The following is a 12,003-nucleotide window of genomic DNA, read 5'->3' as shown; positions in this document are numbered from 1 at the left end:
ACTCGGTTCGGGGGTGCCGATCGTGCCGCGGACGGGCGACGATGGAGGCGTGGCAAAACAGTCGCGATCCGCCGCGTCCCAACGCGCGTTCCGGGTGACTCCGCGCAGAGCGCTCGCGGCCGTCCTGGTCCTGCTCGCTGCGCTGTTCGTTCTCCAGAACCGCAACAGTACGAGCATCGACCTCTTCTGGATCTCGCTGCAGGCACCGCTGTGGCTGGTGCTCGTCATCATCTTCGCGGTCGGGTGGGTCGCGGGCTTCCTGTTCGCACGCGGACGCTGATCCGCATCGGTGCGACCACCGGCAACGGAGCACAGGGGAGTGGGCACAGGGGAGTGGGCACCGACGACAGCAGGCCCGTCCCCGAAGGGACGGACCTGCTGTCGTGCGAGGTGATCAGCGAGCGAACATGAGCGCGCGCTTGACCTCCTGGATCGCCTTTGTCACCTGGATGCCACGGGGGCACGCGTCGGTGCAGTTGAAGGTGGTGCGGCAGCGCCACACGCCTTCCTTGTCGTTGAGGATGTCCAGCCGCTCGGAGGCACCCTCGTCACGCGAATCGAAGATGAACCGGTGCGCGTTGACGATCGCGGCGGGGCCGAAGTAGCTGCCGTCGCTCCAGTACACCGGGCACGAGGTGGTGCAGCACGCGCACAGGATGCACTTGGTGGTGTCGTCGAACCGGGCACGGTCGGCCTGCGACTGGATACGCTCGCGGGTCGGCTCGTTGCCGGAGGCGATGAGGAACGGCTTCACGGCGCGGTAGGCGTCGAAGAAGGGTTCCATGTCGACGACGAGGTCCTTCTCGACCGGAAGGCCACGGATCGGCTCGATCGTGATCGTGACGTCCTTGCCGTTCTTGTCCAGCATGTCCTTCATGAGGATCTTGCAGGCGAGACGGTTGACGCCGTTGACACGCATCGCGTCCGAGCCGCACACGCCGTGGGCGCAGCTGCGACGGAAGGTGAGCGTGCCGTCGAGGTAACCCTTGACGTAGCCCAACAGGTTGAGCAGACGGTCGGACGGCAGCGCCGGCACCTGGAACGAATCCCAGTGCTGACCCTTGTCGTCCTCCGGGTTGAACCGGGCGATCTTGAGGGTGACCATCGTCGCGCCCTCGGGCACGGGTGGCAGTGTCGACGCGCCCGTGTCGGTCTTCTCGATGGTTGTCATCAGTACTTACGCTCCATGGGCTCGTACCGGGTCTGGACCACCGGCTTGTAGTCCAGGCGAATGTCGGAGATCAGTTCCTCGCCCACCTTGTACGCCATGGTGTGCTTGAGGAAGTTCTCGTCGTCGCGCTTCGGGTAGTCCTCGCGGGCGTGTCCGCCACGCGATTCCTTGCGGTTCAGCGCGCCGACGACGGTGACCTCGGCCATCTCGAGGAGGAAGCCGAGCTCCAGCGCCTCGAGCAGGTCGCTGTTGTAGCGCTTGCCCTTGTCGTGGACCGTGATCTCCTTGTAGCGCTTCTTCAGCTCGTGGATGTCGTTGAGCGCCTGCGTCAACGTCTCCTCGGTGCGGAACACCGACGCGTTGTTGTCCATCGTCTGCTGCAGCTCGGTGCGGATGTCGGCCACCCGCTCCTTGCCGCCCTGGTGCAGGATCAGATCGAGCCAGTCGTCGACGTACTTCGTCGGCTGCTCGGGCATCTCGACGTGCTTCGTGCTGTTGGCGTACTCCGCGGCGGCGATGCCGGCGCGACGACCGAAGACGTTGATGTCGAGCAGCGAGTTGGTGCCGAGACGGTTGGCGCCGTGGACGGACACGCACGCGCACTCGCCGGCCGCGTACAGGCCGGGCACGACGTTCTCGTTGTCGCGGAGGACCTCGCCGTCGACGTTGGTCGGGATACCGCCCATGACGTAGTGGCAGGTCGGGAACACGGGCACGAGCTCGGTGACGGGGTCGACACCGAGGTAGGTGCGGGAGAACTCGGTGATGTCGGGGAGCTTCTCCTCGAGGACGTCCTCGCCGAGGTGGGTCACGTCGATGTAGACGTAATCCTTGTTCGGTCCGGCGCCGCGACCCTCGAGCACCTCGAGCACCATCGAGCGGGCGACGATGTCGCGGGGCGCGAGGTCCTTGATGGTGGGGGCGTAGCGCTCCATGAACCGCTCGCCGTCGGCATTGCGGAGGATGCCGCCCTCGCCACGCACGGCCTCCGAGATGAGGATGCCGAGACCGGCCAGGCCCGTCGGGTGGAACTGGTGGAACTCCATGTCCTCGAGCGGCAGGCCCTTGCGGAAGATGATGCCGAGGCCGTCACCGGTGAGGGTGTGGGCGTTCGACGTCGTCTTGTACATACGGCCCGAGCCGCCCGTCGCGAAGACGATGGCCTTGGCGTGGAAGACGTGGATCTCGCCGGTCGCGAGCTCGTACGCGATGACACCCGTCGCGACGGGACCGTTCTCGGTCTCGGTGAGGGTGATGTCGAGTGCGTAGAACTCGTTGAAGAACTCGACGTCGTGCTTGACGCAGTTCTGGTACAGCGTCTGCAGAATCATGTGGCCGGTGCGGTCGGCGGCGTAGCACGCGCGACGGACCGGGGCCTTACCGTGGTCGCGGGTGTGACCACCGAAGCGACGCTGGTCGATCTTGCCCTCGGGCGTCCGGTTGAACGGAAGACCCATCTTCTCGAGGTCGAGAACGGCGTCGATGGCCTCCTTGGCCATGATCTCCGCAGCGTCCTGGTCGACCAGGTAGTCGCCACCCTTGACGGTGTCGAAGGTGTGCCACTCCCAGTTGTCCTCTTCGACGTTCGCGAGGGCGGCGCACATGCCACCCTGAGCGGCGCCGGTGTGGCTGCGGGTGGGGTAGAGCTTCGTGAGCACTGCGGTGCGCGCACGCGGGCCGGCTTCGATGGCCGCACGCATGCCGGCGCCGCCGGCGCCGACGATGACTACGTCGTAACGATGTTCCTGCATGAAGGTTCGGCTCCCCTAGCTCGCCGTGATGTTCGGGTCGAAGGTGAAGATCACGTAGGTGCCCAGGCCCATGATCAGGATCATCGACACGACGAGGATCGTGTTGAGCCAGAACCGGGTGGAGTCCTTACGTGCGTAGTCCGCGATGACGGTGCGCAGACCGTTACCGCCGTGGAGCTGTGCGAGCCACAGCATCGACAGGTCCCAGAACTGCCAGAACGGGCTGGACCAGCGGCCTGCGACGAACGCGAAGTTGATGCGGTGCACGCCGTCATCGAGCATCAGCATGATGAAGAGGTGACCGAGGACCAGGATGATCAGGGCCAGGCCGGACAGGCGCATGAACAACCAGGCGTAGAGCTCGAAGTTGTTCTTCGCGGCACGCCGCGGCGTGCGCGGGTTGTCGAGGCCTGCGGGCCGGTCGTATTCCTTACCCAGAGTCTTCGCTTCGGTCATGTCAGTGCCCCGCAAACGTGTTGAAGAGGATGCGAACGGCCGCGGGGATCATCACCACGAACCAGATCGCGAGGATCGTCCAGAGCATCACGCGCTGGTACTTCGGGCCCTTCGACCAGAAGTCCACGAGCATGACCCGCAGGCCGTTGAGTGCGTGGTACAGGACCATCGCGACCAGGCCGAGCTCCATGAGGCCGACGATCGGGTTCTTGTACGTATCGATCACCGCGTCGTAGGTCTCGGGGTTGACCCGGACGAGTGCGGTGTCGAGGACGTGGACGAAAAGGAAGAAGAATGTCGCCACGCCCGTGATCCGGTGCAATACCCAGGACCACATGCCGGGGTCTCCCCGGTAAAGCGACCGTGTGCGCCCCGCCTTTGCGGGGGCGGCTTCAGTCGTGCTGCTCATCGAGTGCTGTGCCTCCAACGTCAATGGTGGACGCGTCGAGCTGCTCCTACCTGTGGGGGATTCCGCAGTACGGGCCCGACGTGAACCTGAACCGACTTGGATCGACTCTAGACCCATCCCAAACTCGGGAACCAATCTCCTGCGCCATTCGTACAGGCCCCAAAAGCGAAGTTAGGTTTGCCTTTCCAACTGTGATCTGGCGCAGTGGGGGTCGCCTACCGTCGTCCACGCCACCGTGACAGGATGGGGAACCATGCCGGACATCGACTGGAAAATGTTGCGCGCCAAAGCACATGAGGTGATGGGTCGAGCCTACGCCCCCTACTCCGGGTTCCCGGTGGGGGCTGCCGGCCTCACCGTCGACGGTCGGATGGTCCTCGGGTGCAATGTGGAAAATGTCTCACACGGACTGGGGCTGTGTGCCGAATGTGTACTCGTCGGTAACTTGTTCGCCCAGGGTGGAGGGCGTCTGCGGGCCGTCGCCGTCTGCGACTCCCGAGGCCACGTCCTGACCCCGTGCGGCCGGTGTCGGCAGGTGCTCCTCGAACACGGCGGTCCCGATCTCGAGGTCGACGCCCAGGGTGGCCCGCGTCGCCTCTGCGAGCTCCTCCCCGACGCGTTCGGCCCCGACGATCTGGCGGCCGTGCGGGAGAACGAGGACCGCCGTGCCTGACATCGTCACCGTCATCCGCCGCAAGCGCGACGGACACGAGCTCTCCGGCGCCGAGATCGACTGGGTCATCGAGGCGTTCACCCACGGGATCGTCTCCGACGCCCAGATGTCGGCCCTGGCGATGGCAGTCTGGTTCCGCGGCATGAGTCGGGCCGAGACAGCACGCTGGACCACCGCCATGATCGACTCCGGTCGTCGTCTCGATTTCTCCGCTCTCGGCCTGCGCACCGTCGACAAACACTCGACAGGCGGTGTGGGGGACAAGATCACACTGCCGCTCGCACCGCTCGTCGCGGCCTGCGGCGTCGCGGTCCCGCAATTGTCGGGCCGCGGTCTCGGTCACACCGGCGGCACCCTGGACAAGCTCGAGGCGATCCCCGGCTGGAAGGCCGATCTGACCACCGCGGAGATCGCCGAGATCCTCAGCGACCCGGCCGTCGGTGCGGTCGTGTGCGCGGCGAGTGCCGATCTCGCCCCCGCCGACCGCAAGCTCTACGCGCTGCGCGACGTCACCGGGACCGTCGAGTCGATCCCGCTCATCGCCAGCTCGATCATGAGCAAGAAGATCGCCGAGGGCACCGGAGCCCTCGTCCTCGATGTGAAGGTCGGCAGCGGCGCCTTCATGAAGGAACTCGGCGAGGCCCGCGAGCTGGCGCGCACCATGGTCGAACTCGGCACCGACGAAGGGCTGCCCACGACAGCCCTGCTCACCCGCATGGACAGCCCGCTCGGGCGCACGGCGGGCAACGCGCTCGAGGTCCGGGAAGCCGTCGAGGTGCTCGCCGGCGGCGGACCCGACGACGTCGTCGAGCTGACCCTGGCCCTGGCCCGCGAGATGCTCGCCGCCGCCGGTGTCGACGATGTCGATCCCGCCGACCGACTGCGCGACGGCACCGCAATGGACCGGTGGAACGCGATGATCGCCGCCCAGGGCGGCGACCCCGCGGCGCCGTTGCCGGTCGCGACCCACACCGAGACCTTCCACGCCGACGCGGACGGGGTGGTCTCCGAACTCGACGCGTACAAGGTCGGTATCGCCGCCTGGCGGCTCGGAGCCGGTCGCGAACGGCAGGGTCAGGACGTGCAGCCCGGGGCCGGTATCGAACTGCACGCGGTCCTCGGTGATCGCGTCCGCGCGGGGCAGCCGATCGCGACGCTGCACACCGACACTCCGGGACGTATCCCCGACGCGCTCGCCGTCCTCCGCGGCGGTGTCCGAATCTCCGACACGGCCCCCGTTCGGCAGCCGCTCGTGATCGAACGGATCCGGGCGTAGGGACTCGGTGGCCGGAGACCGAGCGGAACCGGCCGCCGCCGACTACCGTCCCGATCATGAACGGCCGTCTGACTCCCGAACTCGTTCGCACCGCACCCAAAGTGGTCCTACACGATCACCTGGACGGCGGACTCCGTCCCCGGACGGTCCTCGAACTCGCGGACGCGTGCGGGTGGTCGTTGCCCGCGGACACCGAAGCGGATCTCGCCCGCTGGTTCCGCGAATCCGCCGACAGTGGGTCGCTCGAGCGCTATCTCGAGACCTTCGAGCACACCGTCGCCGTGATGCAGACGGCAGAAGGACTCGAACGCGTCGCACGCGAGTGCGTCCTCGACCTCGCCGACGACGGCGTGGTGTACGCCGAGGTGCGGTTCGCGCCCGAGCAGCACCTGGAGAAGGGACTGTCTCTGGACGAGGTCGTCGAGCGCGTCCTCGAAGGCTTCCGAGCCGGGGAATCGGAGGTGGCCGCCGGTGGTCGTCGCATCCGGGTGCGCTGCCTGCTCACTGCGATGCGGCACGCTGCACGCTCGTTGGAGATCGCCGAACTCGCCGTGCGCTTCCGGGACCGCGGCGTGGCGGGATTCGACATCGCCGGCGCCGAAGCGGGCAACCCGCCCAGCCGTCATCTCGACGCCTTCGAGTACACCCGCGCGGCCAACGCGCACTTCACGATCCACGCCGGTGAGGCGTTCGGGCTCCCGTCCATCCACGAAGCGGTCGCCTTCTGCGGCACCGACAGACTCGGCCACGGTGTGCGCATCGTCGACGACATCGAAGTGCACGACGACGGAACCGCCACTCTGGGCCGGCTCGCGAACTACATCCGCGACAAGCGCATCCCCCTCGAACTGTGCCCGTCGTCGAACGTGCAGACCGGCGCGGTGCGCACGCTCGCCGAGCATCCCTTCGACCTGCTGGCCCGCCTGCGCTTCCGCGTCACCGTCAACACCGACAACCGGTTGATGAGCGACACCACGATGACGCAGGAGATGGTGCGGCTCGTCGAGACCTTCGACTACAGCTGGGTCGACCTCGAACGGTTCACGATCAACGCGATGAAGTCGGCCTTCCTCCCGTTCGACCAGCGACTGGAACTGATCGACGACGTCATCAAGCCTGGATACGCCGTCCTCGTCGGGTAGAGACCGCGACCCGCAGATACCTCTATGGGTGCGCGGGGCGGGAAATGGTCATCGGAGCGCGTTACAACGCGCTCTTGTGACCACTTCGCGCGCCGGAGTGCCCAAGTGGAGCTGCCGTCAGTGCCGACGCAGTCGCGCTTCGAACTCGCGCTCGAGCTCGCGCCAGGCGAGGGATTCGGTGTCGAACGGCGGCTTGGGTGCCGTGCGTCCCGAGTCGGGTTCGATCACGTGGTTGACGAACCAGCCGAGTTCCGTGGACGCGGCGAGCGCGGCCTCCGTCGAGTCGTCGTCCGCGAAGTTCGCTGCGTCGACGAACAACTCGACCGCGAGTTCGAGCTGGTCGGGGTCGACGGCCGCAACACCCTGAGCGATGTCGTCGGCGATCCCGGTGAGCACATAGACGTTGTCGTCGGTGACCGTCACGTCGAGCGATCCGTCGACGGCGGCGAGCTGGATCTCCGTGTACGGCTCGAGCGTCGCGAGGTCGTGGTCGTGGTTGTCGGCGAGGTGGCGGGCCAGCGCGCGCTCGGACGGGAAGACGTCGATCGTGCCGTCGTGGCCGAGGAAGACGGCGTCGTCGTTCACGTAGCACCGCAGCGAGTACCAGGTGCCGTCGGTCGTGATGATCCGGATGGGATCGATGCCGACCCGGGCCCAGAACTCGTAGCCGTCGTCCTCGTCATCGGTGTCGATGAACTCGTACTCGTCGTCGGCGTCGACGTCCTCGACCGTGTCGTCGGCCTCGACCTCGTTCTCGTCGACCGCGACGAGCTCGGATTCGATCTCGGCGACCACGGCAGCATCGACGTCGGGAGTGGAGATCACGGCGTCGAGCGCGTCGATCACGCCGTCCCAATCCTGCACGACCGCGGTCCCGACGCGATTCCACAGGTCGAGGCCCTCACGCGTGCGGAAGGCCGAGACACCGTGCTGCAACAGGAGGTCGATCTCCTCGCGTTCGAAGAACTTCGTCACGACGTCGAGATCGCAGACGTCGCCGAGGATGCTCACGATGTCGAAGGTGTCCTGCAGCTCGGACACCGACACGGGATCCGGATCGTCGGCCACGAGTTCGGGGACGCCGACGAGGTCGTAGGTGTGCGGTTCGTCGGGTTCGAACTCCGAGGCCGCAAGCTTGGACACGATCGGCCACGCCTCGTGCTCGACGAGGTCGTTGTCGGCACCCGAACGCACGAACGCGACGAGCTCGGGGACCGACGGGAAGGCGTACAGATCGTCGCCGTGGCCGAGGAATGCCTCCCACTCGTCGTCGCCTTCGCGCCAGCGCGGCGCCCAGAGCGTCACGAGGTTGCCGTCGGTGAGACCGAGCTCGATCGGGACGATGTCTCCAGCCATGGCGCGAAGCCTAGCCATGTCGGCGCCGAGAATATAGCCGGGGGCGGCTCGCTATCGGTTTCATCGCGTTACCGGACGGTCGCCGACGGTGACCGGGTGGTGACCGACGGCGACCGGACCGGCGTCGCTCGCGTCGAGGGCCGCGCGGAGCTCGTCCATCGCGGAGACGCGCGCGGCAGCGGCCTGCCGTGCGGCGTCGTGCACGGTCGCGAGAATCACCGCGGCCAGTTCGCGGGGGTCGGTGCCGCCGATCGGCTCGGCCAGCTCGAGTCCTTCGAGCGCTCCCGAACCGTCCACACGGGCGGTCACGCGTCCGTCGGGACTGCTCGCGGTGCCCCGGACCGCGCCGAGCCTCTCCACCGTGCGTTCGAGCGCATCGAGCCGGACGTGGGCTCGGTCGACGATCGCCTCCACCATCGGTTCGCTCATCGAACGAGACTTCCACGACGATCGGTCGGTCCGTCCGCCAGGTCGGCGCGGGACGGCAGCCGCATCCGGTCGAGGATCTCGCGGGGGACACCTTCGGCGGCGAGGCGTTCGCCGCGGACCACCGCGGCCTCGAGAGCGGCCTGCCGGTTCAAGGCGAGGATCTGATCGGCCAGTTGCCGTGCTCCGTAACGTAACTCGCGGGGGTCGATGCGAAGGTCCACGGGTAGTCCACCGTCCGTCGTGCGCACCGAGATCGTCCCGGCCCGGTTGTGGGCGGTGGCCGTGATCGGTTCCGTCGTCGTGCTGTCCATATCGGGTTGGACGCAGCGCGAGCCCGGCCGGTTCCCGCCCGGTGCGGAGATTCTCCGGAATCAGCCGGCGGTCGGGCGGTAGACACCGTGGAAGGCCATTCCACCGTTGCTGGTGCGCATCGGCGTCACGGAGACGGGGTCGCCCGCCTCGACCATGAGGCCGTTGCCCACCACCATCGCCACGTGCCCGTCCCACACGACGAGGTCTCCGGGCAGGGCGGCCGCAGGATCCACCCGTGTGCCGACGTCCTGTTCCTGGGCCAACCGCGGCAGTTCGACCCCGGCCTGCGCGTAGGCGTACTGCGTCAGTCCGCTGCAGTCGAGGCCGGAGCCGGGACTCGTGCCGCCCCACACGTACGGGGTGCCCTGCTGGGCGAGGGCGTGACGCACCGCTGCCGCAGCGGTCTCGTTCGGTGCCAGGCTGACGCTGCCGTCCGGAAGCCGCACCTCCACGCCCGTCGAGAGCCCTCCACCGAAGGTGTGGAGCGAACGTGGCTCGTCGCCGGCCGGGTCGGGGCCGGGATGGTGACCGGAGTCGATCGGGGGAGCGGAGGGCTCGGGTGGAAGGAGTGCGGACGCCCGATCGGTCAGCTCCGCGAGCGTTCCGGTCACCTGTGTCAGCACGTCCAGCCCGGCGACGAGGTGGTCGATCGCCACTGCGAGGAGCGCGAGCTGCCCCTGTGGAAGCGACGTCGCGGGTGCGGCCTGCTCGGCGAAGGTGACGAACGAGTCGACGAGACGAGTGATCTCGGCCGCACCGGTGACCACCGTGACGGTCGCCTCGAGCGCGATCCCGGCCAGTGCCGACCCACGATCGGCCGCCGCGAGGACGTCGGCGAGGACCTGCTCGGCACTCGCGATCGCCTGCGAGGCGGCCGGGCCACCCCAGGCCCAGGCGAGCTCGGCGACAGCGTCGCGCCCGGTCGCATGTACCTCCTCGGCCCACTGCGCACCGATGCGCACCATCTCACCCGGATCGACGCCGGGTGGCAGCGCGGTGCCGAACGCGTCGAGCAGGCCGGTCAGCGGAGCGACGAGCAGATCCCCTCCGATCACAGTGACTCCACGACGGAGTCGAGTCGTGCGGCGGTGTCGTCGGTGGTGTGCTCGTAGGCGGCCGCGGAGGCCTTCGCGGCGTCTCCCATTCCGCCGAGCAGGTCGCCGAGCCGGCCGAGATCGCGCACGTGCGCGGAGTGGGTCGCGGTGAGAGCGGCGAGCACGGGTGCCCCGATCGGACCCAGTGCGGCGCTCAGCGTCGAGGGGTCGCCGTGCCGTGTCCGTTCGGCGGCCTCGTGCAGGCGCGCGGCGAGTTCGACGGCGTCGTCGCCGAACCTCCCGACGGCACTCGTGTCGATCCGTATCGCGTCCCTACCGGAGTTCTCGGTCACCTCGTCGCCTCTCGCGTCGTTGATGTGGGATTCGGCACCTTCGGAGGGTTCCGTCCCTGCCTGGTTCGACGCACCCGACTGCCGATCGGTTCCGTCGTTCTATCCTTCGGACATGGATTCGCTCGTCGTCGACCATCCGCTCGCTGCTTCGCTCCTGACCATCCTTCGCGACGAACGCAGCGACAACGCTGCCTTCCGGCACGCGTTGAGGCGGCTCACCCAGATGCTCGTCTACGAGGCGGTGCGCGATGCGCACACCGAGACGTTCGACGTCAAGACGCCGGTCGCGGTGACGACGGGGGTACGGTTGCAGCAGCCTCCGCTGCTCGTCCCGGTTCTTCGCGCCGGCCTCGGCATGGTCGAACAGGCCCACGCCCTGATTCCCCAGGCGCAGGTCGGTTTCGTCGGTCTCGCTCGTGACGAGAAGACCTTCGAGCCGGTGCCCTATCTGGAGTCGTTGCCGGAGGACCTGTCGGGTCTTCCCGTCTTCGTGCTCGACCCGATGCTCGCGACCGGGGGGTCGATGGTGCACACCCTCGACATCCTCGCCCAGCGCGGTGCCACGGATATCACCGCGATCTGTGTGGTCGCGGCGCCGCAGGGCGTCGAGGCCCTTGCTGCCTCGGGTCATCCGGTCCGGTTGGTCACGGCGTCGGTCGATGAAGGTCTCAACGAGAACAAGTACATCGTGCCGGGTCTCGGCGATGCGGGGGACAGGCAGTTCGGGCCGCGATAAACCGCGCGTCGTGTGTTACTCGTGTGACTGACGGTACGGATGTGACACCCGACCGCAGTCATCTCGTTATCGAAAAAAAACCCGCAGGTCTCGATTTCTTCTTACGCTCGGTGTGCTCCGTGTGAAGTCCACTGCGTAGGTACAGCCAGAGATGGGGTCGGCGGAATGGCAAGAATCTTCTCCCGCAATCTGATTCGTGGAAGTGTCAGAGCGGCTTCGGTGGGCGCGGTCGCCGTCCTCGCCGCAGTGACGAGTCACGGCACGGCTGCGGCCGCTGTCGACAACTCGCGCATCCTCCCGTTGGACGGAGGGCACGCGGTCGAAGTGATCCAGGCCGACACCTCGACACAGTCGGTGCCGCCGCTCGACAGCTCACCGCTGAGTGTCGAGTTCTTCCACGACGAGATTGCTACCGTTCGGATCACCGGTCCGAACGCGGCGAACTTCGTCGGGACGGCGGTGGAGGTCGGTTTCCAGGTCGGCTACCCGGTCGCGCTGCCGGGGGCGACGGTCACCGTCATCACTCCGAGCCTGTCCTGGGGTGTGGACAACGGTGCGGCCATCGGCCTCTCGCTCGACAACGAAGGTGGTGCCTCGCTCGATCTCGGCCTGGAGGCGGGTGGTTCGCTCAGCGGCGACATCATCCCGTCCCAGGAGATCGAGATCCCGCTCGAGCCGGGCGGCATCACGTCCGTCCCGATCGTCGAGGGCTTCGAGTTCGACGGCAGCTCGACGACCATCCGGATCGCCGGCGTGCACGGCTCGGTCTCGGGAGCCATCGGGCCGGTGATGATCCGTCCGTACCTGAAGGCTGTCACCGCCGACCGGAACACCGTCGTCACTTACGGTGTGCCGCAGCAGGTTTGATTGCAGCAGCAGGTCTGATCGAATCGGGTCCTGGCCCG

General features: G+C 67.4%; 15 protein-coding genes. 6 read left to right on the top strand and 9 right to left on the bottom strand.

Going from position 1 to position 12,003, the window contains the following annotated elements; translation table 11 throughout:
- Window positions 1–49 precede the first annotated feature (49 nt).
- Window positions 50–280, top strand: a complete 231-nt coding sequence (locus K3M35_RS26700; protein WP_230811348.1) for a LapA family protein — start codon at window positions 50–52, stop codon at window positions 278–280.
- A 114-nt stretch (window positions 281–394) separates the two neighbouring features.
- Here the strand turns inward: K3M35_RS26700 and K3M35_RS18915 are convergent, their stop codons facing one another.
- From K3M35_RS18915 to sdhC, 4 genes are read right to left on the bottom strand one after another with little or no spacing between them, the layout of a single operon-like run.
- Entirely contained in the window at window positions 395–1,171 is a 777-nt protein-coding gene (locus tag K3M35_RS18915) for a succinate dehydrogenase iron-sulfur subunit (RefSeq protein WP_006550125.1), read from the bottom strand.
- Window positions 1,171–2,922, bottom strand: a complete 1,752-nt coding sequence (gene sdhA, locus K3M35_RS18910; RefSeq protein ID WP_006550126.1) for a succinate dehydrogenase flavoprotein subunit — start codon at window positions 2,920–2,922, stop codon at window positions 1,171–1,173. Before sdhA ends, K3M35_RS18915 begins: the two co-directional genes overlap by 1 nt.
- Before the next feature lie 15 nt (window positions 2,923–2,937).
- On the bottom strand, window positions 2,938–3,378 hold the full coding sequence (locus tag K3M35_RS18905; RefSeq protein WP_006550127.1) for a succinate dehydrogenase hydrophobic membrane anchor subunit: 441 nt from the start codon (window positions 3,376–3,378) through the stop codon (window positions 2,938–2,940).
- A gap of 1 nt (window position 3,379) precedes the next feature.
- Complete coding sequence (gene sdhC, locus K3M35_RS18900) at window positions 3,380–3,787, bottom strand: succinate dehydrogenase, cytochrome b556 subunit (protein ID WP_071935442.1); 408 nt, start codon at window positions 3,785–3,787, stop codon at window positions 3,380–3,382.
- Window positions 3,788–4,040: 253 nt separating this feature from the next.
- Here sdhC and K3M35_RS18895 point away from each other — a divergent pair, with 253 nt between their 5' ends.
- Genes K3M35_RS18895 through K3M35_RS18885 form a run of 3 tightly spaced genes read left to right on the top strand, consistent with a single transcriptional unit; the run spans window position 4,041 to window position 6,878 of the window.
- On the top strand, window positions 4,041–4,460 hold the full coding sequence (locus K3M35_RS18895) for a cytidine deaminase (protein WP_006550129.1): 420 nt from the start codon (window positions 4,041–4,043) through the stop codon (window positions 4,458–4,460).
- The gene (locus K3M35_RS18890; protein ID WP_220666872.1) at window positions 4,453–5,736 is read left to right on the top strand and encodes a thymidine phosphorylase; all 1,284 of its coding nucleotides are present in this window, start codon (window positions 4,453–4,455) and stop codon (window positions 5,734–5,736) included. The genes K3M35_RS18895 and K3M35_RS18890 overlap by 8 nt, the downstream gene beginning before the upstream one ends.
- Before the next feature lie 56 nt (window positions 5,737–5,792).
- Entirely contained in the window at window positions 5,793–6,878 is a 1,086-nt protein-coding gene (locus K3M35_RS18885; RefSeq protein ID WP_006550131.1) for an adenosine deaminase, read from the top strand.
- Window positions 6,879–6,995: 117 nt separating this feature from the next.
- Here K3M35_RS18885 and K3M35_RS18880 read toward each other — a convergent pair whose 3' ends face one another.
- The 5 genes from K3M35_RS18880 to K3M35_RS18860 are packed head-to-tail and all read right to left on the bottom strand — an operon-like array spanning window position 6,996 to window position 10,362.
- Window positions 6,996–8,234 (bottom strand): hypothetical protein, encoded by a 1,239-nt coding sequence (locus K3M35_RS18880; RefSeq protein ID WP_033097070.1) that lies wholly within the window; start codon window positions 8,232–8,234, stop codon window positions 6,996–6,998.
- Window positions 8,235–8,294: 60 nt separating this feature from the next.
- Window positions 8,295–8,663, bottom strand: a complete 369-nt coding sequence (locus tag K3M35_RS18875) for a YbaB/EbfC family nucleoid-associated protein (protein WP_006550133.1) — start codon at window positions 8,661–8,663, stop codon at window positions 8,295–8,297.
- A complete protein-coding gene (locus tag K3M35_RS18870; protein ID WP_006550134.1) occupies window positions 8,660–8,974 on the bottom strand; it encodes a hypothetical protein in 315 nt (104 codons plus the stop codon). The genes K3M35_RS18875 and K3M35_RS18870 overlap by 4 nt, the downstream gene beginning before the upstream one ends.
- 60 nt (window positions 8,975–9,034) lie before the next feature.
- Complete coding sequence (locus K3M35_RS18865) at window positions 9,035–10,030, bottom strand: C40 family peptidase (RefSeq protein ID WP_033097071.1); 996 nt, start codon at window positions 10,028–10,030, stop codon at window positions 9,035–9,037.
- Window positions 10,027–10,362: a type VII secretion target gene (locus K3M35_RS18860; RefSeq protein WP_006550137.1), complete on the bottom strand. Its 336-nt coding sequence runs from the start codon at window positions 10,360–10,362 to the stop codon at window positions 10,027–10,029. Before K3M35_RS18860 ends, K3M35_RS18865 begins: the two co-directional genes overlap by 4 nt.
- A 112-nt stretch (window positions 10,363–10,474) precedes the next feature.
- Here K3M35_RS18860 and upp point away from each other — a divergent pair, with 112 nt between their 5' ends.
- Window positions 10,475–11,098 carry a uracil phosphoribosyltransferase gene (gene upp, locus K3M35_RS18855; RefSeq protein WP_006550138.1) on the top strand — a complete coding sequence of 208 codons (624 nt, stop codon included), beginning with the start codon at window positions 10,475–10,477 and terminating at the stop codon, window positions 11,096–11,098.
- 165 nt (window positions 11,099–11,263) lie between these two features.
- Window positions 11,264–11,965: an MspA family porin gene (locus K3M35_RS18850; protein WP_051121491.1), complete on the top strand. Its 702-nt coding sequence runs from the start codon at window positions 11,264–11,266 to the stop codon at window positions 11,963–11,965.
- Window positions 11,966–12,003: the final 38 nt, after the last annotated feature.

It is taken from the genome of Rhodococcus sp. DMU2021, from assembly GCF_019641445.1.
Lineage (GTDB): Bacteria > Actinomycetota > Actinomycetes > Mycobacteriales > Mycobacteriaceae > Rhodococcus > Rhodococcus pyridinivorans.
This window is presented reverse-complemented; position numbering and strand designations above follow the sequence as displayed.

Coding starts and splice junctions, on each gene's coding strand:
- K3M35_RS18895 (WP_006550129.1), top strand. CDS start 4,041: ATGCCGGACATCGACTGGAAAATGTTGCGCGCCAAAGCACATGAGGTG.
- K3M35_RS18915 (WP_006550125.1), bottom strand. CDS start 1,171: ATGACAACCATCGAGAAGACCGACACGGGCGCGTCGACACTGCCACCC.
- K3M35_RS18875 (WP_006550133.1), bottom strand. CDS start 8,663: ATGAGCGAACCGATGGTGGAGGCGATCGTCGACCGAGCCCACGTCCGG.
- K3M35_RS18885 (WP_006550131.1), top strand. CDS start 5,793: ATGAACGGCCGTCTGACTCCCGAACTCGTTCGCACCGCACCCAAAGTG.
- upp (WP_006550138.1), top strand. CDS start 10,475: ATGGATTCGCTCGTCGTCGACCATCCGCTCGCTGCTTCGCTCCTGACC.
- sdhC (WP_071935442.1), bottom strand. CDS start 3,787: ATGAGCAGCACGACTGAAGCCGCCCCCGCAAAGGCGGGGCGCACACGG.
- K3M35_RS18870 (WP_006550134.1), bottom strand. CDS start 8,974: ATGGACAGCACGACGACGGAACCGATCACGGCCACCGCCCACAACCGG.
- K3M35_RS18905 (WP_006550127.1), bottom strand. CDS start 3,378: ATGACCGAAGCGAAGACTCTGGGTAAGGAATACGACCGGCCCGCAGGC.
- K3M35_RS18850 (WP_051121491.1), top strand. CDS start 11,264: ATGGCAAGAATCTTCTCCCGCAATCTGATTCGTGGAAGTGTCAGAGCG.
- sdhA (WP_006550126.1), bottom strand. CDS start 2,922: ATGCAGGAACATCGTTACGACGTAGTCATCGTCGGCGCCGGCGGCGCC.
- K3M35_RS18880 (WP_033097070.1), bottom strand. CDS start 8,234: ATGGCTGGAGACATCGTCCCGATCGAGCTCGGTCTCACCGACGGCAAC.